The 23,680-nt window shown below is 67.2% G+C and carries 21 protein-coding genes; 4 read left to right on the forward strand and 17 right to left on the reverse strand.

Translation table 11 applies throughout. The features are described 5' to 3' along the window. Positions 1-76: 76 nt before the first annotated feature. Complete coding sequence (argH, locus tag P7V53_RS24625) at positions 77-1,477, forward strand: argininosuccinate lyase (protein ID WP_280152128.1); 1,401 nt, start codon at positions 77-79, stop codon at positions 1,475-1,477. 28 nt (positions 1,478-1,505) lie between these two features. On the opposite strand, the gene P7V53_RS24630 is transcribed toward argH, so the two are convergent. Further along, positions 1,506-2,684 carry a hypothetical protein gene (locus P7V53_RS24630; protein WP_280152129.1) on the reverse strand — a complete coding sequence of 393 codons (1,179 nt, stop codon included), beginning with the start codon at positions 2,682-2,684 and terminating at the stop codon, positions 1,506-1,508. Positions 2,685-2,865: 181 nt separating this feature from the next. Between P7V53_RS24630 and P7V53_RS24635 the strand changes: the two genes are divergently transcribed. Next, on the forward strand, positions 2,866-4,644 hold the full coding sequence (locus P7V53_RS24635) for a hypothetical protein (RefSeq protein WP_280152130.1): 1,779 nt from the start codon (positions 2,866-2,868) through the stop codon (positions 4,642-4,644). A 127-nt stretch (positions 4,645-4,771) separates the two neighbouring features. Here P7V53_RS24635 and P7V53_RS24640 read toward each other — a convergent pair whose 3' ends face one another. Beyond that, positions 4,772-5,998 (reverse strand): hypothetical protein, encoded by a 1,227-nt coding sequence (locus P7V53_RS24640; RefSeq protein WP_280152131.1) that lies wholly within the window; start codon positions 5,996-5,998, stop codon positions 4,772-4,774. A 379-nt stretch (positions 5,999-6,377) separates the two neighbouring features. Then, entirely contained in the window at positions 6,378-7,541 is a 1,164-nt protein-coding gene (locus tag P7V53_RS24645; RefSeq protein WP_280152132.1) for a hypothetical protein, read from the reverse strand. A gap of 164 nt (positions 7,542-7,705) precedes the next feature. Here P7V53_RS24645 and P7V53_RS24650 point away from each other — a divergent pair, with 164 nt between their 5' ends. Beyond that, entirely contained in the window at positions 7,706-8,095 is a 390-nt protein-coding gene (locus P7V53_RS24650) for a hypothetical protein (protein ID WP_280152133.1), read from the forward strand. A gap of 78 nt (positions 8,096-8,173) precedes the next feature. Here P7V53_RS24650 and P7V53_RS24655 read toward each other — a convergent pair whose 3' ends face one another. From P7V53_RS24655 to P7V53_RS24690, 8 genes are all read right to left on the reverse strand, one after another. After that, positions 8,174-9,349 carry an LOG family protein gene (locus P7V53_RS24655; RefSeq protein ID WP_280152134.1) on the reverse strand — a complete coding sequence of 392 codons (1,176 nt, stop codon included), beginning with the start codon at positions 9,347-9,349 and terminating at the stop codon, positions 8,174-8,176. Between the two features lie 120 nt (positions 9,350-9,469). Further along, positions 9,470-10,201, reverse strand: coding sequence for a class I SAM-dependent methyltransferase (locus tag P7V53_RS24660; RefSeq protein ID WP_280152135.1), 732 nt, complete (start codon positions 10,199-10,201; stop codon positions 9,470-9,472). Between the two features lie 3 nt (positions 10,202-10,204). Next, positions 10,205-11,563, reverse strand: a complete 1,359-nt coding sequence (locus tag P7V53_RS24665) for a methyl-accepting chemotaxis protein (protein WP_280152136.1) — start codon at positions 11,561-11,563, stop codon at positions 10,205-10,207. Between the two features lie 64 nt (positions 11,564-11,627). After that, complete coding sequence (locus P7V53_RS24670; RefSeq protein WP_280152137.1) at positions 11,628-12,341, reverse strand: RNA polymerase sigma factor FliA; 714 nt, start codon at positions 12,339-12,341, stop codon at positions 11,628-11,630. Between the two features lie 14 nt (positions 12,342-12,355). After that, positions 12,356-13,120, reverse strand: a complete 765-nt coding sequence (locus P7V53_RS24675; RefSeq protein ID WP_280152138.1) for a flagellar biosynthesis protein — start codon at positions 13,118-13,120, stop codon at positions 12,356-12,358. An 8-nt stretch (positions 13,121-13,128) separates the two neighbouring features. Next, positions 13,129-14,655, reverse strand: a complete 1,527-nt coding sequence (gene flhF / locus P7V53_RS24680; RefSeq protein ID WP_280152139.1) for a flagellar biosynthesis protein FlhF — start codon at positions 14,653-14,655, stop codon at positions 13,129-13,131. Positions 14,656-14,758: 103 nt separating this feature from the next. Further along, entirely contained in the window at positions 14,759-16,843 is a 2,085-nt protein-coding gene (flhA, locus tag P7V53_RS24685; protein ID WP_280152140.1) for a flagellar biosynthesis protein FlhA, read from the reverse strand. 79 nt (positions 16,844-16,922) lie between these two features. Continuing rightward, positions 16,923-18,074, reverse strand: a complete 1,152-nt coding sequence (locus P7V53_RS24690) for an EscU/YscU/HrcU family type III secretion system export apparatus switch protein (protein WP_280152141.1) — start codon at positions 18,072-18,074, stop codon at positions 16,923-16,925. 122 nt (positions 18,075-18,196) lie between these two features. Here P7V53_RS24690 and P7V53_RS24695 point away from each other — a divergent pair, with 122 nt between their 5' ends. After that, positions 18,197-19,126 carry an alpha/beta hydrolase gene (locus P7V53_RS24695; protein ID WP_280152142.1) on the forward strand — a complete coding sequence of 310 codons (930 nt, stop codon included), beginning with the start codon at positions 18,197-18,199 and terminating at the stop codon, positions 19,124-19,126. Between the two features lie 34 nt (positions 19,127-19,160). On the opposite strand, the gene P7V53_RS24700 is transcribed toward P7V53_RS24695, so the two are convergent. The 6 genes from P7V53_RS24700 to flhD all read right to left on the reverse strand — a co-directional run bounded on the left by P7V53_RS24700 (position 19,161) and on the right by flhD (position 23,648). After that, entirely contained in the window at positions 19,161-19,799 is a 639-nt protein-coding gene (locus tag P7V53_RS24700) for a protein phosphatase CheZ (RefSeq protein WP_280152143.1), read from the reverse strand. 10 nt (positions 19,800-19,809) lie between these two features. Continuing rightward, positions 19,810-20,211 (reverse strand): chemotaxis response regulator CheY, encoded by a 402-nt coding sequence (cheY, locus tag P7V53_RS24705; RefSeq protein ID WP_280152144.1) that lies wholly within the window; start codon positions 20,209-20,211, stop codon positions 19,810-19,812. Positions 20,212-20,251: 40 nt separating this feature from the next. Next, positions 20,252-21,199 carry a flagellar motor protein MotB gene (gene motB / locus P7V53_RS24710; RefSeq protein ID WP_280152145.1) on the reverse strand — a complete coding sequence of 316 codons (948 nt, stop codon included), beginning with the start codon at positions 21,197-21,199 and terminating at the stop codon, positions 20,252-20,254. 216 nt (positions 21,200-21,415) lie between these two features. Further along, entirely contained in the window at positions 21,416-22,276 is an 861-nt protein-coding gene (gene motA, locus P7V53_RS24715; RefSeq protein ID WP_280152146.1) for a flagellar motor stator protein MotA, read from the reverse strand. A 417-nt stretch (positions 22,277-22,693) separates the two neighbouring features. Beyond that, the gene (gene flhC / locus P7V53_RS24720) at positions 22,694-23,230 is read right to left on the reverse strand and encodes a flagellar transcriptional regulator FlhC (RefSeq protein ID WP_280152147.1); all 537 of its coding nucleotides are present in this window, start codon (positions 23,228-23,230) and stop codon (positions 22,694-22,696) included. A gap of 97 nt (positions 23,231-23,327) precedes the next feature. Beyond that, positions 23,328-23,648 (reverse strand): flagellar transcriptional regulator FlhD, encoded by a 321-nt coding sequence (gene flhD, locus P7V53_RS24725; protein ID WP_280152148.1) that lies wholly within the window; start codon positions 23,646-23,648, stop codon positions 23,328-23,330. Positions 23,649-23,680 lie beyond the last annotated feature (32 nt).

The following is a 23,680-nucleotide window of genomic DNA, read 5'->3' on the forward strand; positions in this document are numbered from 1 at the left end:
GAATCGCAGCGTCCTGCATCGCGATTGTCGCCAACTCCGGCCTCCCGCCGCCACAGGGGCAACGCCCGCTTACCCGATGTCCTCCTCCAATCAACTCGACAAGAAATCCGAAGCCTGGTCGGCGCTGTTCTCCGAGCCGATGAGCGAGCTGGTGAAACGCTATACCGCCAGCGTGTCGTTCGACCAGCGCCTGTGGCGCGCCGACATCGCGGGCTCGCTGGCCCACGCCGAGATGCTGACCGCGCAGGGTATCGTCGGCGCCGACGACCTCGAAGCCATCCGCCGCGGCATGGCGCAGATCACCGAAGAGATCGAGTCGGGCCGCTTCGAATGGAAGCTCGACCTGGAGGACGTGCACCTCAACATCGAGGCGCGCCTGACCCAGCTCGTCGGCGACGCCGGCAAGCGGCTGCACACCGGCCGCTCGCGCAACGACCAGGTCGCCACCGACGTGCGGCTGTGGCTGCGCGAGGAGATCGACACGCTGGCCCCGCTGCTGCGTCGCATGCAGCTGGCGCTGGTCGAGGTGGCCGAGCGCCATGTCGAGACCATCCTGCCCGGCTTCACCCACATGCAGGTCGCCCAGCCCGTGAGCTTCGCGCACCACCTGCTGGCGTACGTGGAGATGTTCGCGCGCGACGAGGAAAGGCTGGCCGACGTTCGCCGGCGCACCAATCGCCTGCCGCTGGGCGCGGCGGCGCTGGCCGGCACCAGCTACCCGCTCGACCGCGAGCGGGTGGCCCGCACGCTGGGCTTCGACGGCGTGTGCCAGAACAGCCTCGACGCGGTGAGCGATCGCGACTTCGCGCTCGAGTTCGCTTCCTTCGCCAGCATCACGATGGTCCACGTGTCGCGGCTGGCCGAGGAGATCGTGCTGTGGATGAGCCAGAGCTTCGGCTTCATCGACTTGGCCGACCGCTACTGCACCGGCTCGTCGATCATGCCGCAGAAGCGCAACCCCGACGTCGCCGAACTGGCGCGTGGCAAGAGCGGCCGCGTCGTCGGCCACCTGATGGGCCTGCTCACGCTGATGAAGGGCCAGCCGCTCACCTACAACAAGGACAACCAGGAAGACAAGGAGCCGCTGTTCGACACCGTCGACACGCTGCGCGACACGCTGCGCATCATGGCCGAGATGGTGGGCGGCATCGTCGTGAAGGCCGAGGCGATGGAGCTGGCCGCGCTGAAGGGCTATGCCACCGCCACCGACCTGGCCGACTACCTCGTCAAGAAGGGCCTGCCCTTCCGTGATGCGCACGAGGTGGTGGCGCACGCGGTCAAGAGCGCGATCCAGCAGGGCGTCGATCTGAGCGAGCTGCCGCTGGCCACACTGCAGGGCTATCACGCGTCGATCGGCGAGGACGTGTTCGAGGTGCTGAGCCTGCGCGGGTCGCTGAAGGCGCGCAACCTGCTGGGCGGCACGGCACCGGAGCAGGTGCGCGCGCAGATTGCGCGGCATCGCTCGCGGCTGGATTGAGCCAGCGGGGGCGCAACTGCCGCCCCGGTCACGCCCGTTTGCGCGGCACGGCCATGACCCACGTTCTCAGGAACTTCGGACGCCCAACCTCCACTTTTTCGCCCTTGGCCGGCAGGTGGTCGCTCAGCTCGCGCTTGAGTTTCTGTGGGAGGGGGACATCCACGGCGGGATGCCCGGCCACGGAAGGCAGCGCTGCGACGTCATAGGGATCGGGCGTCCCTTTGCACCGCTTGAGCAAGTTCTTGGCGAAGTCCGGGTACTCGTGCAACGCCTTGGTGAGCACCTCCGGGTCGACCATGTCGTCGTCGTCTTGCCGCCCGGCCGCGTTGAGCATGCGGTTGATTTCGCTCGAGAGCTGAAGAATCTTCGGCTCCTTCTCGTACGGCAAGTTGGCCTTGCACGCGTCGGCCAGCGCCGGATACGTTTCCGCCGCAGCGGCTTTCCAGTGGCGGTACAGCTCGAAGACATCGAACCGACCGTCGTTCCGATGGCGGGGATACGGTGTCGAGTGATAGATCAGTTCGTCGACCATGCCGACGGCGCCCCAGGCCGGCAGGTCCAGCATCTTGATCGCCGAAGCCGCCGGAAGCTTGTCGTACTGCGCCTTCAGATGCTCGACGAAGCGAGGGGGCATGCTGTGGCGGACCTGCTCGAAGCGCTGCGGACTCTCGCCGGGGTTCAGGATGTACTCCGGCCCTCGGACCGGCTGATCCGAGGCGAACATCAGGTTGAAGAACATCGTGTAGCCCAGCGTGTCCCGATGCATCTTCACGCGGCTGCTGGGACGAAAATAGAAGATGTCGATGTCGATGACGACGCTCCAATCATCGTTGATGAGCGCGTCGGCGTTCTGTTCGAGATACGCCATCTGACCGCTTTTCTGCAGCGAATCCAGCAACACGTCGTGGGCGGCGTCCCCGTAGTGATCCATGAAGCGTTTCGCCGCAGCTTGGTCCTGCACCAGGTCGGCGTGGTGCGCAGGGTTCGGGCCTTTCAGGCCCAAGCCACCTCGCAGGCCCGCGGAACTTTGCTGCCTCACGACCTCCATGCTGCCGACGCGAAACAAGCCAATCTCCGTCGGATCCCTGCTGTACTCAGGAATGCGCACCAGGTTGGCGATGTGCTTCCTCGACGCCTCGCCCAGCGAATAGACCCGGGGGTGTGCGATCGCGTCGAGACCGGAACTCGGGTGGACTGCGGTTTCCAATCGATGAACTCCATTGGGTGGTATCAGCAATGGAGTCTGCGCAGCGCGCCCTTGCCGGTCCATCGTCAAAGTGCCTATGCAGAGTCGGTCGTTTGCCGATGCTGAGGTGCGCGGCTGCCCGCATCGGGCCAAAGCCCCCAGCCCGCTGCGGGCACGACCGCTTCGCGGTACAAGCGGCTGCATGCGTACCCTCCTTCTGCTGCTCCTGACCGTCGCGCTGCACGCCCACGCCGCCGACGCGCCACCCTCCACCTCCGGCATCGGCATCAACCTCGATGCGCCGATCTACTGGCAGTCGGATTGGCCCTTCATCGACGAGTTCAAGCGCGCCAGCGGCTGGTCCACGCGCTGCGAGGCATCGATGCCGCAATGCCGCGACTTCGCGCCCGGACGCTCCGGCGCCAACACCGGCGAGCAGGCGCAGCTCGAGCTCGATGCCAACGGCTGGGTGAAGCGCCTGCCCGCGGCCGACGACCCGCGCGTCAAGTTTCGCCACGTGTCGGCGCTGCTCTTCCAGGGCAACGGCGGCTCGCACGCCGCGGGGCGCTACGTCGTGCTGTACGAGGGCGACGGCACGCTGGTCTACGCCGGCGCGGGCAAGAAGGTGGCGGCCGAATCGCGTCCCGGCCGCGACGTGCTCGACGTGACCAACAAGCCCGGCGAGGGGCTGTCCATCCGCATCACGCGCATCAACGAGCAGGAGCCGCTGCGCAACATCCGCGTCATCGGGCCGGGCGGCGTCTGCGCGAATGCGCCCGAGAAGTACGTGCCCGATGCCTCGAGCTGCGACTCTGCGTCGGCGTTCCGCTCGCTGGAGCAGCTGTACGCCTCGCAGATCTTTCATCCCGCCTACCTCGCCGACTTGCGCGGCTTTCGTGCGCTGCGCTTCATGAAGTGGTCCGCCACCGAGGCGACCGGCATGGTGCGCTGGGACCAGCGACCGCGGCCCGGCGACGCGACCTGGGCCGGACCTTCGGGCGTGCCCTACGAGGCGATGTTCGCGCTGGCCGCGGCCACCGGTGCCGATCCTTGGATCAACGTGGCGCCCAGCATCGACGACGACTTCGCGCGCGAGCTGGCGCGGCTGGCGCGGCGCTCGCTCAAGGCGGGCAGCACGCTGTGGTTCGAATACGGCAACGAGCCGTGGAATGCCGCGCCACCGTACAGCCGCGCCGGCACGCTCTACGAGCAGATGGCGCGCAGCAAGTGGCCCGACGCGACGCTGGAGCCGTGGCAGCTGCGGCTCAACGCCTATGCGCTGCGCGCGGCGCAGCTGTGCCGCATCGTCAAGCAGGAATTCGGCGCCGACGCGCGGCGCGTGCGCTGCGTGGCCAACAGCCAGGCGGCGAATCCCCAGGTGTCGCAGGTGCTGCTCGCCTGCGAGCTGGCCAAGGCCGAGCTCGGCCGGCCGTGCGCGCGCGAGTTCGACGCGCTGGCGATCGCCCCCTACTTCGGTCACTACCTGGGCAGCAACACCTACGCGGCGAGCGTCGACCGCTGGGCCGACGACCCGGCGAGCGGCCTGACGGCGCTGTTCAGCGAGATCACCGGGCGCGACACCCCGCCGCTCTACACGCCGGGCGGCCGCACGCCGCGCGAGGGCGCGCTGGAGCAGGCCGCCGGCTGGATCGCGGCGAGCAAGAAGGTGGCCGACAGGCACGGCGTTCCGATGGTGGCCTACGAAGGCGGCCAGCACCTCACCGTGCCGCGCGGCGGCAAGGCCGAGGCGCTGTTTCGCGCCGCCAATCACGATCCCCGCATGGGGGCGGCGATGCAGCGCCTGATCGAGGCGTGGAAGGCGGCCGGCGGCCAGCTCTTCGTCGTGTTCAGCTACACGCAACAGCCGGGCCGCGGGGGCTTCTGGGGAATGAAGGAAGCGCAGCGCGACGAGGAGGCGCCGAAGTGGCAGGCCATCATGAAGATGCGCGACGAGCCCTGCTGGTGGAGTGGCTGCCGATAGCCGGCGAGGACCGGGCGCCATTCGACTCGGCGATGGTCTGTCACGGGCCTCTTGATGCAATCGTTGCAGATGTCGACATTGAGCCAACCACCAGCCCTACGCAGGAGATGACCCCGGCACGTCGCCGCTACCGGAGCACGCCTACGCCCGGTCGCCTCGGCACCCCCATCACCCAGGTCCGCACGAACGCCGGCCGATTCGGTCCCTGATCCGCTCCCTGGGGCGGCAGCTTGCCGCTCAGCTGGCGCTTGAGCGGCGGCAGCGGCACGGTCATGCCTGGATGCCCGGGCATTTCGGGCAGCGTGGCCTCGAGATACGGATTCGGCCGCGTGCACAGGTTCACCAGGTTGCGTGCGAAGGTCGGGAAGTCGGTCAGCACCTTCGTGATCGTTTCAGCGTCGATCTGGTTGCTGTCCACGCCGATCCGCTGGAGTCCGCGCATGAAGGCAGTCTCGTTTTGAAGCGTCCGCGGTGGCGGGATGCACAGGGATCTGCTGGCGGCCTTGGTGCTCTGTGGGTAGGTTTGCGCGACCGCTTCGGGCCAATTGCGGAACACATCGAAGATGGTGATACCGGGTACCCGGTGAAAGGGGTACGGCGTCGAGTGGTAGATCAGCTCGTCGACCATGGCGACGCCGCCCCCGGACGGAATCTCCACCGTCTCGATCTCTTCGGGCGGCGGCAACTTGGCGTACTGCTCGCGCAGGTGCTGCACGAAGCGAGGCGGCATGAGCTTGGAGATTTGCGCCAAGCGCTTGGGGTTTTCGCCGGGATTCACGATGAACTCCGGGCCCTGCACCGGCTTTTCCGTCGCATAGATCAGGTTGAAGAACATCGTGTAGCCCTTGGTGTCGCGGTGCATCTCGACGTGGGACGATTCACGGTGGTAGTAAATGTCGATGTCGATCACGACGCGCCACTCGTGGTTGATGAGCGCGTCGGCGTTGTCCGTCAGGTACGCGAGCTGGCCGCTCTGTCGCAACGACTCCATGACCACCGCCTCGGCGGCGTCCTTGTAGTCGGCGATGAATCGGCGCGCCAGTTTCTTGTCCACGACTTCGTCGGCGTGGTACGGGAGGTTCGGGCCTGCCAGCGACAGCGGCGCTCCCGGTTCATTGAGGACCTCCATGCTGCCGACGCGGAATGCTTCGCCGACCGGATCCTCGGCGGAGCTGGCCAGGTCCACCAGCGACTTCACGCACTTGCGGCACGCGGCGTTGACGGTGTAGACCTTGGGACGTGCAACATGATCGAGCCCTGTTGCCGGTTGCGCTGTCTGGGCGGGTGGCATGGTATGTACCTCAACTGCATTGGGAGTGATTGCAGTTTGAAGAGGCCAGCCCGCGCGGTCCATCGTCGAACTTCTGATCCGCGTTCCTTCATTTCCCGAACGCGTCGCGAGCAATCACCTACCTCGGCCTAGGCACAAGCGCTTCGCGTCCAAGTCGCCGGCGTGTTCATCCTTCCAGAGATATGGCGCTTGCCCTGGCGCCGACGTCGCGCGCTCCACCGCGGGCATCGGCATCGACCTGGACGCACCGACGCAATGGCGATTCGATTGGTCGGTGCGTCGGCCAGTGATGGGCTCGACGTGACGAACAATTGGCCGACCGGCGCGGCGTTCCGATGGTCGCCTGCGAGTGGCAGACGATGAGGATTGCGCGACCCGCCGTGCGGGCGGGTCGCAGGCCGGTGAACACGTGCCGATGCGGCACCTCGGCACGTCACGCGGGCTATTTCTTGACGCCCATGACCCAAGTGCGCACGAAGTCCGGACGGTCCTGGACCTTGACGCCACTCGACGGCAGCTCGTCGCTCAGCTGACGCTTCAGGTCCTTCGCCAGCGGTACGGTCTTTGCCGGATACGCACCGGCCCCCGGAACCGCTGCCTCCAGGAACGGGTTGGGGCCGGCGCACTTGCGGGCCAGGCTCTCCGCGAATCTCGGAAACTCCGCCAGCATCTTCTTGACAGCGCCCTCGTCGAGCGACGAGTAATGCGCGTCGGTCTTCTCGCGCATCAGGTTCATGAGTTGGCCCTCGAGGCGGACGAGCTCGGGAAGATTGGGGAACTCCTCCCCCAGAAAGCTGTTCTTCCACTGATCGAACTGCGCGACGAGTTTCGGTTCTGTTTCCACCAAGGCTTCTCGCCAGTGCGATTGAACTTCGTAAAGGTCGTAGACCTTGCCGCGACGCCACGGGTACGGTGTCGAATGAAAGCACGCCTCGTCGAGCGCTCCAACCGCGTGACCCCGGGGAACCTTCACCGTCTGGATCTGGGTGGGCGAGGGCAGCACCTTGTACTGGTGCTCCAGATCCTGGATGAACAGCGGCGGCATGAGCTTCTTCAGCTCCGCGAAGCGCTTCTGGTCGACGGGCGGATTCATCAGGAACTCAGGGCCCTGAGTCTCGTCAAGCGGCGGTTGCCTTGCACGCTCGAAGTCGTACATCAGGTTGAAGAACATCGTGTAGCCCAGAGAGTCCCTGTGCATCTTGACGCGGTCGAAGCCACGATTGCGATAGATGTCGACGTCGATCACCACTCGATACCGAGAGTTGATCAGCTCGTCGGCGTTGTGCTGCAGGTAGTTCAGCTGGCCGCTGCTGCGCAGCGAGTCCAGCATCAGATGGCGGGCCGCCTGAGCGTAGGTCGTCCTGAACTTCTCGGCCGCGCCTCCCAATTCGCCCTCCTCGGTTACCCCGGGGGTAAAGGGAGAGTTCGGACCCTGCAGGTAGAGCTCTCCTGAGCAATTTTTTAGGACTTCGAAGCTGCCGAGGCGAATCAACTCTTTCCCAGGCAGCGAGCACAGGTCGTGGACGTGCTTCTGGGACTGCGCGTCGAGCGCATACACCTTGGGATATGCAAGCGCGTCGAGGTCAACGCGTTTGGATACTTCCATCGCTTATCTCCAGTGAATCATGGACACGGAAAGTCTGGCGATGCACTTCCAGCTCGTCCATCGGCACGGAGCCGACGCGGCCTCGGCTGTTTGCCTATGCGGATGGCCAGCGCAGATCGTGCGGCATCGCAGCGTTCGAGCTGACCGTGCAGGCACTTCGGGCGATGCTCAAAGGAGGCTGGTGGCGCTTCTCGTACGCCAATCCCTTCACGAAATTGTTGGGAAATTCCGGAATCGCCCAGAGCTTGTCAGCCAATTCAGGTGCGACGGCGCCCTCCTCGAAGACAAACGTCGCGATTCGAACGGCCGCGTTAGCCTCGGGCGTTCCTCGACCCGATGCGCCATTGCCGATAGAGCCTGGCCAGTGCCGTGGCGAAGCCAGCTTCGCCCTTGTGTTGCAGAAGAAGCAGCAGCCCCGGCTGAAACTGTTGCTGGTCAAACTTGGCCAGCGCTTCTCGTATCCGATCTGCGACTGTCGATTCAGCCTGGTGCTGAACGGATTCCATGGCTCACTGCAATGGTGGGAGGCATCAAGCCCATGGCCTATCGTGTAGCAGCCGAGACTCGCACGCGATGTCGACAAGTCCTATACAGGCTCGGTCGATTTCCCATGCGTGTGCGCAGCTGCTCCCTCACGGCCTCACGGACGATGCCGCCTGCGCCAAGCCCTCGCACTGACCACCCTCGAGCGGTCGGCGCGCGACATAGCTCTCCATCAGGTTCAGCGCTTCCGCGATCGTGCCGGCGCACTTGAACAGGGTGAGATCGTGCGGCTGGATGGTCCCCGCTTTCAGCATGGCGTTGAGGCGTCGCATCAACGACGGCCAGTAGTCCACCAGACTCTCCCGCTGCCCGGCGAACTTGGTCTCGTAGTCCTGGCCCGCCACGCGGGCCAGGACGTCATGCTCGGTGGCTGCAAGAGTGGTGGCCTGCACGAGTATCACGAGCGGCACGAGCTGGGGGTTGTCCTTGGCGGTGTTCGAGCCAATACCCGGATTCGGAGCTTTTCGAGTTTGAATCTTCGAGACGATTTCGAAGAACTCCCAATCGGTGCCGACACCGCCCGGCGTCACGAGACTGATCACGGCTCGATCGATCATCTCGGATTCACGCATGCCGAAGCTGTGGAAGATGTAGCCGTTGGAGATGCAGACATTGATTTCCCATGCCCGCGAGCCGCTGCGGGTTTGCGGCAACAAACTGGCAGGCACACCGAAGCTCGTTGCGTAGCCCAGGCTCAAGGGGCGGTCACGCGGCTGCGACGTCGTCGATCCGAAATCGGCAACGGATGCCGCTCCGCTCGCACCGCAATTGGCTGCTTCCATCAGCCCCGGGCCGGCCGCGGTCAGGATGGGGTACCTGCGACTGCTCTGGCTGTGCGACCAGGCGTTCGCGAGTTCGCGAACGACGTGGTAGATGACATGATCCTCCCGCAGTGCCGACGCCCCGAAGACCGCGACAAAGCCATTCGGCGCGTAGGCACGCATGAACAGGTCGGAACAGTAGCCGTCGATGTACAGCTCTTCCGGTGTCGGCAGCTTCCTGATCAGCCTGGCATTGGCTGCGGCGACCTTCTCGACCTTCGCGGCCGGCTGAAGGCGCTCCAGGCCGGCAATGCTCTCAGCCAGGGAACGGCGCTCGCAGTCCGCGAGCGCGGCGGGGACATCGAACGGCCGAACCCGTGTCATCAGCGGGATCCGCGATGACTCCTCTCCTGCCCATGCCGCCGGCAGCAAACCGCATGACACCAGAACGGACAGGACGGCGACAAGAATCCGGGAACGCAGCCCGGGGGCGGGCATTTCCATCGCTGAAACCCTTGGGGTTGTGATCCACCAAGGAAGTCTGCGCGGGACGACGTGCACCGACCATCATGAAATCGCCGACGCAGCGTCGGCCGTTTTCCTATGCGGGTGGCGAGAGTCCGTCTACCCGATCCGGTACAGCCACACGCGGCGACCGTCCGCACAGTGCAGGACATGCGTTGCGGCGCGGCCGGGCACGGCGAACTCCAGGCTCACCAGCCAGGAACCCGGACGCAATTCGAGCTGCGCCTTGCCCGCCGCGCGCGCCATCGTCTCGGGTCGCTGGAACAGATAGACCATGCGGTAAGGCGACCAGTCCGTCTGCCACATGTCGGCGCGACGCACCCGCGCGAAGCGCGCTCGCACCGCGCTAGCCAGGACCAGCGGCCAGCTCCATTCGATGCCGTCGACCCGGGCGCCGGGATACTCGCGATGCAGCTCCCGCAGGCCATCGCCCAACCCGCAGCCCACGTCGAGCACGCAGGCACCCGGCGGCAGCGGTACCTTGCGCGACAGGCCCTGCAGTGCGCCAACCGGCGTGGGAAACAGCGGCGCATCGGTCCAGGTGCGCACCGGGTACATCACGGCGAGCAGCCCGAGCGGAAGCAGCCAGGCCCATCCGGGCACGTCGCCGATCAGGCCGGACGCGGCCAGCGACAGCGGAAAGCCCCAGGCGATGAACAACTGCCGCCAGCGGGTTCCACCGCGCAGGCTGAAGCCGAGGGCCACGGCCGCGGCGAGCAGCAGCGCGAGCACCGGCGACAGCGCCAGCCATCGAAGGCCGCCCAGGAAGATGGACCACGATGCCGCCCACGCGAGAAGCGCCGGCAGCGGCCAAGGCAGGCGCGCACCCACGGATCAGAAATGGAAGGCCAGGCGCAGTCCGCCCCAATGCCGGCCGCCGACGGTGATCGGCGCAGCGGCTTCCTTCATCACGACGAAGTTGCCGCTGCCCATGTCGCGGCGATAGGTCTGCAGCAAGAACGGCCGCTGGTTGCGCGCCGACGCGAGACCCGTGCGGTCGTTGAAGATGCGGCGGTAGCGGCTGTTCGCTGTGTCCCAGACGACGTCGCCGCGCTGCGGATGGCAGTACTTCTTGTTGTGCGTCGCGACGTAGCCGTTGCGGTCGACCGCGATGCAGAACACCACTTTCGGGCTCAGCGACAGCATGCGCTCCTGCACCTGGGGAAAGAGCCGGTCGGCGAGATCGACGAAGCGGGTCGTGTGCTGCTGCGGCTGCGTCTGCGGGATCGGCCGGTACTGCTCGTCGAACAGGTCGGCCAGCGTGATCGTCGAGGTGCGCAGCGAGTCCTCGAGGAGCTTGGTGATCTGCCCGGCGGCCTCCTGCACGGCGCTGATGTAGGGCGTGTCCTCGGTTTCGATGCCGCAGTGCGACACCAGGTCGATGAGGTTCTCCGACACCTTCAGGAAGGACTCGCTGCGGCTCATCGCCGCGTCGAGCGCGCGGCCCGTCTGGTGCATCTCGGCCTCGATGGCGTGCATCTGCGAATTGAGGCCGCTGCAGATCTCGCGGCTCTGCTCCGCGGCCGCGGTGATGCTGGCGACCCCGCTCTGCACGTCGGCCAGCGCGCGGTGGAAGCTGCCCTGGTCCTCCCGCGCGTCGTGCATCGTGATCTCACGCGACAGCGCGTCGATGCGCTGATCGAGCTCGCCCACGGTGCTCATGATTTCCTTGGAGGACGACTCGACCTTGGCCGCGAGATCCTTCACCGCATCGGCCACGACGCCGAAGCCGCGCCCGGCCTCGCCGGCGCGCTTGGCCTCGACCGAGGCATTGAACGCCACGAGACGCGTCTGCAGCGCGATCTTGGTGATCGTCTGCGCCGCCTGCGACACCTGGCGCAAGGTCGAGACGATGCCGACGACTTCGGTGCCGACATCCTCCACGGCCTTGCGCGCCCGTTCCACCGCGCCGAGGCTGCCGTGCGAGACCTCGCCGATGGCAGCCTGCGCCTTGGTGATCTCCTGCACCTGTCCGGCCAGCGCGTTGAGCGCCTGCGCCTGCCGCGCGGACACCTTCTGCGTGTCCTCCATCAGGCCGCGCACCTCGGCCGCCTCGCGGCCCATGCTGGACGCCTGCTTGCCGATCGAATCGATCGCCGCACGCAGGTCGCTCGGCGCCTCGCGCTCACCCGGCGCGACCCCCGCCGCGCAATCTTCGCCCGACGACTTGGTCTTCTTGAAGGCTGAAAACATTGGAACTCCTAACGGGTCAAGCGGCCACCGCCGAACCGGCTGCGCCGGTCCGCCTTCGGGGCGGTCAATACTCGCGCAGCTTCACGCGCAAGCGCGCGATCGACTGGCTGTGAAGCTGGCAGACGCGCGATTCGGTGACCTTGAGCACCGCGGCGATCTCCTTGAGATTCATGTCGTGCTCGTAGTACATGCTCATCACGTACTGCTCGCGCTCCGGCAGGGCCTTGATGGCGTCCACCAGGGCCTCGCGCATGCGGTGGTCCTGCAGCTGCGCCAGCGGATTGAAGCCTTCGTCGGCGACATGGCGGTCGAGGTAGTCGTTGTCGCCCTCGTCGCCCGACATGTCCTCCAGGTACACGAGCTGGGTGCCGCGCACCTTGCCGAGCAGCTCCTGGTATTCGGTGAGCGTGATGCCCATCTCGCGCGCGATCTCGCTTTCGGCCGGCGCACGGCCCAGCCGCTGCTCGAGCTTGTGCACCGCCGCTTCGATGCTGCGCTGCTGCTTGCGCGTGCCGCGCGACAGGTAGTCGTTGCCGCGCAGCTCGTCGAGCATGGCGCCGCGGATGCGCTGGGTGGCGAAGGTCTCGAATTGCACCCCCTGCGCGGCGTCGAAGCGCGACAGCGCATCGGTCAGTCCGATCATGCCGACCTGGATCAGGTCGTCGATCTCGACGTTGGCCGGCAGCTTGGCGATCATCTGGTGGGCCAGGCGCCGCACCAGCGGGCTGTACTGCTTGAGCATCGAGTTGACGTCGAGTTGGCCTTTGGCGGTGTACATGGTCGGCTTTCGAATCAGTTCATGACGGCGGAGTCGGCCATTCCCGCCGCCATCGCCATCGCTCCAGCCGGCTGCAGCAGCTCTTGCGCCCAGCGGCGCAGCGCGGGGGCAGGCGCCTCGCGGGCGTCGCTCGCCGGATCGATCTGCACCCAGTCGCGCAGCACCGCCCCGAGAAAGTCGTCGGCGCAGCTGGCGATCTGCATCGCGATGCGCTCGGCGCGCGGCGAGTTCGGCGCGGCCGACAGCAGCAGGTCGTGCACGATCAGCCCGGCGCGCTGCGTCAGCACCTTCATCGCGGCATAGGCGTGCGTGACGCTCGCCGGCCGGTCGTCGGCGAGCAGCAGCGGACGCGCTTCGCTGCGGGCGAACAGCCGGCACAAGTCGGCGGCGGTCGCATGGATCAGCACCACGTCGACGTGCGGCGCGGCGTCGGACACGGCTTGCAGGAAGGGCGCGGTCGAGCCGTGCGTGTCGACGAACTTGATCGGCAGGCCGCGTGCGGCGAGGTACGACACCTGCGGCGACAGCGGCTCGATGCATTCGGCCATCTCGAGCGTGGCCATCTCGGCATGCACGGGCGAGTGCTCGCCGGCGTCGACCACCAGCGTGTGCCGGCCATGCTCGCCGAAGGCGGTGCACAGCCGCTCCAGCATCACGCCGCCGAAGGCGACATGCGGGTTGGACACCACCGGCACGAAGCGCACGCGCGCATGGGCGAAGAGGCGGCGCAGGCCGTCGGCCTGGTCCAGCGGGGCGGGTCGGGAGTGAAGTGCAGTCATCGTCGTGGTCAGGGCTGCAGGCCGGCGCCGGTCGCACGTGCCTGCGGCGCGGCGAAGATCAGGTTCATGTCGCTCGCATCGAGCCGGTAGGCCGTGCCCGCGCTGGGACGCAGGGCGCGGTGCACCAGCGCGTGCGACGACAGCCGGTGCCAGTCTTCCGGGACGCGCTGGCCATTGGCCACGCCGACGATCTTCAGCCGGTGGCGGATCAGCGCGTCGAGCGCCGGCCCCAGCTTCACGGCTTCGTCCATCTTCGACAGGATCACGCCGCGCGACAGGCTCGCACGGTAGGAGATCAGCACGTCCTCGATGGTCTCGCCCTGCTGCGCGGCGTTGACGACGACCAGCTTCTGGATCGAGCGGTGGCCCAGCATGTCGAGCAGCTCGCGGGTGCGGCTGTCGCGCTGCGCCATGCCGGCGGTGTCGATGAGCACCATCTTCTTCGCCGCCAGCAGGTCGAGCAGGTCCTCCAGCGAGGCGCGGTCGTGCGCGGTGTGAACCGGCACGCCGAGGATGCGGCCGTAGGTGCGCAGCTGTTCATGCGCGCCGACGCGGTAGGCGTCGAGCGTGACCAGGCCGAGGTTGGTCGCGCCGTACTTCGTGGCGAAGGCAGCGGCGAGCTTGGCGGTGCTGGTGGTCTTGCCGACGCCGGTGGAGCCCACCAGCGCGTACACGCCGCCCTGGTCCTCGAGCGCCGCTTCGGCCTCGCCGGTCATCAGGTTGCGCTCCAGCACGCCGGCGGCCCAGGCGGTCTCGTCGGGCGTGTCGATGCTCAAGCTCTCGGCCAGCTTGCGGATCAGCGCCGGCGAGAAGCCGCAGTCGAGCAGCTTCTGGGTCAGGCGGGCCTGACCCGGCTGGCGCTGCAGCTTCTCCATGAAGGCGAGCGCGCCGAAGCGCTCCTCGATCAGGCCCTTCATCGAGCGCAGCTCGTTCATCATGTCCTGCTCGCGGCGCACGGCGGTGGCTTCGTCGGCGGCGCGCTGCGAGCGGCCGGGCTCGGGCGCGTGATCGGCCAGCGACGGCACCTCGGCGGAAGCGCGAACTTCCTCGCGCAGCACCGGCGTGTCGCGCAGCACGGCCTGCGCGGCTTGCCCGGCCGGCATCGCGGGCACGGCCGCCGGCGCACTCATGCGCGCGGTCAGCTTCGCCTGCAGCGGGCTCATCTCGGGCTCGGCGCGCACCGGCTCCGCGGGCGCCTCGGCCTTCATCGCGGCCTGGCGGCGCTTGAGCATGCGCTCGCGCACGTAGTCCTGGAACGACAGCGTGCTCATCGCGAGCTGCTCGACATCCTTCTGCACTTCCTCGTCGGCCGGCAGCGCGCCGCGCGTCGGCGCCCTGGCCGCGGGACGTGCCGGGGCGACCGCCGGCACGGCGATGCGCTCGATGTGCTGCATGCTGTCGGACGCCATCGCGAGCACCTCGACCCCTTCGGGGCAGGGCTTGGTGGACAACACGACGGCGTCATCGCCGAGGGACTGACGCACCAGGTTGAGTGCGTCGCGCGAAGTCTTGCCGCTGAAGCGTTTGACGTTCATGTGGTGCCGCCGGTAGGTTCAATCTTGTTCACCGTCGCGCAGGCGGCACGCCGGCCGCAATGCGCTGGTCGATCCCCGTGAGCGGGGCCCCTCGCCCTTCGCTTCATGCGGCCCCCCCGATGATCGAGCCGATGCGGATGGAATGCGTCTCGGGAATCTCGCTGTGCCCCAGCACGCGCAGCCGCGGCGCCGCGCGCTTGAGCAGCCGCGCCATCGGCGCGCGGATCAGGTCGGGCACCAGCAGGCAGGCCGGCACGCCCAGGTCTTCCTGCCGCCTGGCCGATTCCGCCGCGCTGCGCGTCAGCGTCTCGGCGACGCCGGGATCCAGGGCCGCGCCGTGCGGCGAGTTGAGCGCCTGCGTGACCAGGCGCTCCAGTTCCGGCTCCAGCGCGATGACGTCGAGCTCCTGCGTCGGGCCATAGATCTGCTGCACGATGGCCGGCGCGAGATGGATGCGGATGCGACGAGCCAGCTCGTTGGGATCGGTGACGGTGGCCGCATGCTCGGCCAGGCATTCGACGATGGAGCGCATGTCGCGGATGTGCACGCCCTCTTCCAGCAGGAGCTGGAGCACTTTCTGCAATGCGGCGATGCCAACCATCTTGGGAACCACGTCCTCGATCAGTTTCGGTGCCAACTTCGTCACGTGTTCGACGAGCTGCTGGGTCTCGACTCGGCCCAACAGCTTGGCCGCATGGAGTTGCATCAAGTGTGAAAGATGGGTCGCGACGACGGTCGAGCAATCAACAACCGTAAATCCGGCCATTTGCGCCGCCTCTCGCTGGCGCTCCTCGATCCACACCGCGGGCAGCCCGAAGGCCGGATCGCGGGTCGCCGTGCCGATGAGGTGGGTGGTCGCGCCGCCCGGGTTGATGGCCAGCCACATGCCCGGGAAGGCCTCACCCTCGCCCACCACCGCGCCGCGCAGGCTCAGGCGATACGTGCTCGGCTTGAGCTCGAGGTTGTCGCGGATGTGCACGGGCGGCGGCAGGAATCCGACGTCCTGCGCGAACTTCTTGCGCACGCCCTTGATGCGCGCGAGCAGGTCGCCTTCGCGCGCCTTGTCGACCAGCGAGATCAGCCGATAGCCGACCTCCAGGCCCAGCGTGTCCACCGGCTGCAGGTCGTCCCAGCTCGCCTCGGCGTTGGCCGGCGGCAGCTCGCGCGTTGGCGGCGGCGCCTCGGCGAGCCGCTTGTCGCGCTGGTGCATCCACCACGCCGCGTAGCCCAGCGCCCCGGCGATGATCAGGAACACCAGGTGCGGCATGCCGGGGATGAGGCCCAACACGCCGATCACGCCCGACACGATGGCCAGCGACTTCGGCGAGTTGAACACCTGCTTGGCGATCTGGCTGCCGACGTCGTTGTCCTTGCCGACGCGCGACACCACCATCGCCGCGGCGACCGAGATCAGCAGCGCCGGGATCTGCGCCACCAGGGCATCGCCGACGGCGAGCAGGATGTAGCTGTTGGCCGCGGCCGATGCCGACAGGTCGTGCTGTGCCACGCCGATGATGAAGCCGCCGATGATGTTGATGAACAGGATCAACAGGCCGGCCATCGCGTCGCCGCGCACGTACTTCGACGCGCCGTCCATCGAGCCGAAGAACTCCGCCTCCTCGCCCACCTCGGCGCGCCGCCGCTTGGCTTCCTTCTCGTTGATCAGGCCGGCGTTGAGATCGGCGTCGATCGCCATCTGCTTGCCGGGCATGGCATCCAGGGTGAAGCGCGCGCCGACTTCGGCGATGCGCTCGGCGCCCTTCGTGACGACGACGAAGTTGATGACGACGAGGATGGCGAAGACGATCAGGCCGACGGCGAAGTTGCCGCCGATGAGAAAGTGCCCGAAGGACTCGATCACCGCGCCGGCCGCGCCGGGGCCGGTGTGGCCTTCGAGCAGCACCACGCGCGTCGATGCGACGTTCAGCGACAGCCGCAGCAGCGTGGTCAGCAGGATCACCGACGGGAAAGCGGCGAAGTCCAGCGGCTTGACCATGTAGGCCGCGACCATCATCACCATCAGCGCCATCGCGATGTTGAAGGTGAACAGCAGGTCCAGCGCGAAGGGCGGCAGCGGCAGCACCATCATCGCCAGCACGAGGATGATGAACAGCGGGGCCATGGCGGCGCGGATGGCGTTGGCGTTCGGGCCCAGCCAGGTCTGGACCTGTCGGATGAGCGTATTCATGACGTGGTCCCGACGTGCGGGCAGGAACGATGGCTAAGCAGCAGGAGCCCGCGGTTGAGTTGTTCCTCGAGAGCCAGCGTCATGCAGCGGCCCCGCTCTGGTGGTGCGGGTCCAGCTCCGCAGGAACATGCAACACCGGCAGCTCGCCCGGCATGGGCGCGTGCCCGGACAGCGCGGCGCGCAGCTGGTACACATAGGCCAGCACCTGCGCGACGGCGGAGAACAGCGCCGCGGGGATCTCGCGGTCGAGCTCCGCGTGGGCGTAGAGCGCCCGCGCGAGCACAGCGGCCTGCAGCACCGGCACCTGGGCGCCCTTGGCCGCATCGCGGATGGCCATCGCGAGGAGATCAGCGCCCTTGGCGACGACGCGCGGGGCGGCCATCTTGGTGTCGTCGTACTTGAGCGCGACCGCGTAGTGCGTCGGGTTCATCACCACCAGGTCCGCCTTGGGCACGGCCGCCAGCATGCGGCGGCGGGACATCTCGCGCATGCGAACCTTGATCTTCGCCTTGACCTCGCTGTTGCCCTCGAGCTCCTTGTGCTCCTGCTTCATCTCCTGGTGGCTCATCTTGAGCCGCGAGGCATGCAGGTGCCGCTGCAGCGGCGCGTCGACCGCGGCGAACACCGCGAGTGCGAGGAGCAGCAGCATCAGCCCGCCGACGACGGTCTCGCCGGCCTGCCGCAGCGCGTCCGGAAGCGGCATCGCGATGACGCCGCCGAAGGCGTCGATGTGCCCTCGCAGGTAGAGCGCGCCCAGGGTGCCGAGCACGAGTGCGAGCAGGCAGGCCTTCAGCGCGTCGATGAGCTGCTGCCTGGAGAACAGGCGCGGCAGGCCGGCGATCGGGTTGAGCTTGTCGAACTTCGGCGCCAGCGGCTTCAGCGTCCAGTTCCAGCCGCCGATCAGCACGCTGCCCGCGATGGCCACCAGCGCCATCAGCGCGCCCAGCGGGATCACGGCCCACAGCAGGTGGGTGCCCAGCGCGGCCAGCCGCTCGAGCATGGCCTGCGGCTGCGTGCTGGCGATGCGGTCGAATCGCAGCGCCTCGGCCAGCATCTGCTGCAGCCAGGCGGTGACCTGCGGCGCAACGGCAACCAGCACGGCGCCGCCGGCGGCCATGGCGCCGAAGTGCGACAGGTCACGCGAACGCGCGACCTGTCCGTCCTCGCGCGCTTTCTGAAGCTTGCGCGGCGAGGCGGGAAGGTTGCGGTCTTGTGCGTTCTGGTCGGCCATGGCAAAGCGCTCTGAAGCGCTTCGTCATTGTTCCGGGGGGGTCGGCGGACTTGAGCGAGATGAAAGGGGAAGAAACAGGGTATTTCGAGGCTCGTAGCATGCGGCCTGGATGAGGAGAACCGATGGACCAGGGACCGCTGTTTCCCGGCTTCGTGCCCCACCGCATCTCGACCGAGCCGGCGGTGGAGATCCACGCGCTCGTGGGCGGCAGCGGGCCGCCGCTGCTGCTGCTGCACGGCCATCCGCAGACCCATGCGATCTGGCACCGGGTGGCGCCGGCGCTGGCCGAGCGCTTCACGCTGGTCCTGGCCGACCTGCGCGGCTACGGCGACTCGTCCAAGCCCGCCGGTGCGGCAGACCATGTCAACTACAGCAAGCGGGTGATGGCGCGCGACATGCTGCGGCTGATGCACTCACTGGGCTTCCAGGCGTTCAGCGTGCTGGCCCACGACCGCGGCGCGCGGCTGGCGCATCGGCTGGCCCTGGACCATGCCGGCGCGGTCCGTCGCCTGGTCCTGCTCGACATCGCGCCGACGCTCGCCATGTACGAGCAGACGACGCAGGCGTTCGCGCGCGCGTACTGGCATTGGTTCTTCCTCATCCAGCCGGCGCCCTTGCCCGAACGCCTGATCGAGGCCGACCCGGCGGCGTATGTCCGCGACGTGATGGGCCGGCGCAGCGCCGGCCTCGCGCCATTCGATCCGCGGGCGCTGGCTGAATACATGCGCGCCCTTTCCCTGCCCGGCACGGCGCACGGCATCTGCGAGGACTACCGTGCCAGCGCCGGCATCGACCTCGAGCACGACCGGCAGGATCTGGCGAACGGACGACGGCTTTCGATGCCGGTGCTGGCGCTGTGGGGCGAGCACGGGGTGGTGCACCGCTGCTTCCAGCCGCTGGGCGAATGGCAGCGCGTGGCCGACGATGTGCGCGGGGAGGCCTTGCCGTGCGGGCACTACATCGCGGAGGAAGCGCCCGACCTGCTGGTGGCCAAGGCGTTGCCGTTTCTCGCGGGCTCTTCCACTCCCGCGAGCGGGAGAGGGTCGGGGTGAGGTCTCTCCCGCGAGTGGGAGAGAAGCAGAAAGGTCAGAACCCCAGGCTCGCCAGCAGATCGTCCACTTCGCCCTGGTTCGACACCACGTCGGTGCGCGTCGACGGATCGACCACCGGCCCGTTGAGGGCTTCGGTCACCACGGGCGTCTTGGCCACCTGATCCGGTGGCGCCACCTGGATCAGCAGCTTCACCAGGCTGTCCTCCAGATCCCCGGCCAGCTTGACGACCTTGGCCACCACCTGGCCGGTGAGGTCGTGGAAGTCCTGGGCCATCATGATGTCGGTCAGGTGCTGGTCGATGCGCGCCGTGGCGGCCTCGACGTCGTCGACGAAGTTCATCACCGAGCCGGAGGCCACCGCGCGCACCGGATCGGCGACGATGGATTGCGCCATGGCCCGGGTCTCGCGCGCGATCTTCTCGTGCTCGGCCTTGGCCTGATCGACCGAGTTCAGCACCTTCTCGGCCGCGTCGCCGGTCTTCTTGGCAACGTAGTTCAGGCGGCTGCGCGCGTCGGGCAGGTTGTCGGCGGCGATCTGCAGGTGCGGCATGACGCCCAGCTGCTGCAGCGTGTCGTGCAGCAGCCGGGTCAGGTGGCCGATCTGCTCGTACACCTCGGGCGAGGCGCCTACCGGGGCAGGCGGGGCGAGCGTGGTGGAGTCTTCCATCTTCATGGCTGGTTCCTCACGCCGCGGCCATGAGCTTCTGCATGATCTTCTGCACCTTCTCCTCGAGCGTCGCTTTGGTGAAGGGCTTGACGATGTAGCCGGCCGCGCCGTCCTGGGCGGCGCGCACGATGTCCTCCTTGCGCGCCTCGGCGGTGACCATCAGCACCGGCAGGTGCTTCAGGCTCTCGTCCTTCTTCACCGCGGCCAGCAGCTCGAAGCCGTTCATGTTCGGCATGTTGATGTCGCTGACGACGAAGTCGAACTTCGCGTTCTTCAGCATGTTCAGCGCGACCGCGCCGTCCTCGGCTTCCTCGGCGTTGTTGTAGCCGATCTCCTTCAACAGGCCGCGCACGATGCGGCGCATCGTCGAGAAGTCGTCGACGATCAGGAACTTCATGTCGGTCGGGGGGGTGCTCATCACTGTCCTCGTCAAGTGGCCGCCGTGGCGTTTGCGGCCTTTATCGGGAATTCGGAAGGGAAGTTGAGGGCTCGGCTTCGGCGCCGACTGCGGCGTCCGACACATCCACCGGCTCGGTGGGACGGCCGAAGAAGCGGTCCTCGGCGTCGCGGTTCATCACGATGATGCTGATGCGCCGGTTGGCCGGATTCAACGGGTCGCTGCGGTCGAGCAGTGCGCTCGAGGCGAGGCCCTGCACGCGCAGCACGCGGGCGTCGGGCAGGCCGCCAGCCACCAGCTCGCGGCGCGACGCGTTGGCGCGGTCGGCCGACAGCTCCCAGTTGCTGTAGCCGCGCTCGCCGGCCGAGAACGCCGCCGCGTCGGTGTGGCCTTCGAGCGTGAGGCGGTTGGGCACTTCGGTGAGCACTTCGCCGATCAGCCGCAGCAGCTCGCGCATGTAGGGCTGCACCGTCGCGCTGCCGCTGGAGAACATCGGCCGCTGCTGCTCGTCGACGATCTGGATGCGCAGGCCATCGGCCGTCATGTCAAGGCGGATCTGCGACTTCAGCGCCGCCAGCCTGGCGTTGTTGGCGAGCTTGCCTTCGAAGCTGTTCTTCAGCCCCTGCAGCCGCTCCAGCTCGGCCCGCCGCTGCGCCGCCTTGAAGGCCTGCAGGTTGATGGTCTTGCGCGTCTTCTCGGTGTCGCCGTTCTTCACCTGGCCGCCCTGGCGCGACAGGTCCGCGCCGCCGCCCTTGATGACGTGCGACGAATCGCCCGAGCCGCTGCCGCCCATCAGCGCGACCTTGAGCGGCGAGTTGAAGTAGTCGGCGATGCCCTTCTTGTCGCCTTCGGTGGTGGAGCCGAGCAGCCACATCAGCAGGAAGAAGGCCATCATCGCCGTGACGAAGTCGGCGTAGGCGATCTTCCAGGCGCCGCCGTGGTGTCCGTGGCCGCCTTTCTTGATGCGCTTGACGATGATCGGCTGGAGCTTCTTGGAGTCACCGGCCATGATGCGTGTCCTTGCACGGTGGGTGCCCGCACGGGGGGGCCGGCCTGCGGCCGGCATGACTCAATGCACGACTCCCCCTGCCCCCCTCCGAGAGGGGGTTCCCGCTCGACCGACGACACCCACCAGCCTCCATCCGAGAGAAAGGCTGGAGGGAGCTGTGCATCAAGCCATGCCGGCCGCAGGCCGGCCTCAGCGATGCCTGGGCGCTGCCACGCATCACTTCTTGCCCTTCACATGCGACTCGAGCTCGGCGAAGGTCGGCCGGTCTGCCGAATACAGCACCTTGCGGCCGAACTCCACCGCCACCTGCGGGGCATAGCCCTGCATGCTGGCCAGCAGCGTGGTCTTGATGCACTGCAGCTCCTTGGTGCCCTCGTCGTTCTTCTGCTCCAGCAGGCCGCCCAGCGGCTCGACCACGCAGTACGCGAGCAGGATGCCCAGGAAGGTGCCGACCAGCGCCGAGCCGATCATGCCGCCGAGGATGGCGGGCGGCTGGCCCACCGAGCCCATGGTGTTCACCACGCCGAGCACCGCGGCCACGATGCCGAAGGCCGGCAGCGCGCCGGCCAGGCGGGCAATGGCGGCCACCGGCGCATGCTGCTCGTGATGGTGCGTCTCGATCTCGCTGTCCATCAGGCTTTCGATCTCGTGCGCATTGAGGTTGCCCGAGACCATCATGCGCAGGTAGTCGGTGATGAACTCGACCACGTGATGATCGCTGCCGACGGTGGCGTACTTCTGGAACAGCGGCGATGCGTGTGGATCCTCGACGTCCTTCTCGATGGACATCAGTCCCTCCTTGCGCGCCTTCTGCAGGATGTCGAACAGCAGCGCCATCAGCTCCATGTAGCGCGCCTTCGAGTACTTCGATCCCTTCAGCAGGCCGGGGATGGCGCCTATCGTCGCCTTCAGCACCTTCGGCTGGTTGTTCACCGTGAACGCCCCCAGCGCACCGCCCAGGATGGCCAGCAGCTCGGTCGGCAGGGCGTGCAGGATCACGCCGATGTTGCCGCCATGGACGATGTAGGCGCCGAAGATGCACCCGAGCGCAACGACGTAGCCGATGATGACGAACATGGTGTGCGTTATTCGAGGAATCGCGGCCGCCACGATGTGCGGCGGCTGATCTGCCGGCTTTATCGGCCCGCAAGCGTTTCACTTGAGTGTGGCCGCAGAACCCGCCCCGTGATCGCCACAACAACCGACCTTCCACCACCCACATACCCAGAAGGCCCGCGGGCAACGCCCGCTCGTCCTTCATGCTGGAGCCTCCCTCCCGGAGGGAGGCTGGAGGGAGCAGTGAATTCAGCGGCCCAGGGCCCGCTTTTTTTGCCGTCCAAGGACGGCAAAAAAAACGGGCCCTCGCGGGGCCCTGTGGAAAGCACACTTGGAATGTGCCAGGAGGAGACAAGACAAGGAACGGAACGTTCAAGTTATCGGCGGTGGGAGGGCAACTTTCAAATGCCTTCGCGTCGCCGATGCCGAGAGCGTGAATTAGTGCATCTGAATGCCGCCCGCCGAGCGGCCCTTGCCGGCGCGCGCCGGCGGGTTGCACAGGCCGCACACGTAGTGCTTGGCGATCTCGTGCGGGTGGGTGACGAACTTGCCGCCGCACTTGGAGCAGGGGGTCAGCGTGAGCATGCCGTTGTCGACGAACTTCACCAGGCGCCAGGCGCGGGTGACCGACAGCAGCGCTTCCAGGCCCTGCGCGGTGGTCTGTTCCTGGTAGAGCTGGTAGGCCTTGATGACGGTGTCGATCTCGTCCATCTCGGCCACCTTGTTCAGGTATTCGTGGATGTTGAGGAAGAGCGAGGCGTGGATGTTGGGCTGCCAGGTCATGAACCAGTCGGTCGAGAACGGCAGCTGGCCCTTGCTCGGCGACTTGCCCGAGACTTCCTTGTACAGCCGCAGCAGGCGCTCGTAGGACAGGTCGGTCTCCGACTCGAGGACCTGCAGGCGGGCACCCAGGTTGATCAGGGTGACGGCGCGCTCGATCTGCTTGGCTTCGGTCAGGATGCTCTTGGTACGCATGATGTGTGCCTGGTCTTGTGATGGCCCGGGTGAAACCAGCGTTTCACCCGGGCGGCGGTGGCGTCCCAACGACGCTTCCCTTCCCCTTGAAATTCTTTCAGGCGGCTTCCTGGTGCCGGCCCGCCATCAGGATCGACGCATGCAGGCGCGTCGTCGTGTCGTTGGCGGCCTTGCCGTGGTTGGTGAGCAGGCCCCACACCAGGTCGTCGTCCATGCGGAACTTGCACAGCAGCGTGTTGCCGGAGGCGATCTTCATCATCTGGGCCGGGCTCAGCAGCGCGATCAGCGCAGCGTTCTCCTCGCTGATGCCCAGGCGGTACAGCGCCTGCTCGCGGTCCGCCCGGATCAGGCTTTGCGCCAGCATCAGGTAGGACAGGTTGGCTTCGCGGATTTCGCTGAGGATCTGGTCGGCGTTCATGGGTGTCTGGGCTCCGGTGTGTCTTGCTCTGG

It is taken from the genome of Piscinibacter sp. XHJ-5, from assembly GCF_029855045.1.
Lineage (GTDB): Bacteria > Pseudomonadota > Gammaproteobacteria > Burkholderiales > Burkholderiaceae_C > Albitalea.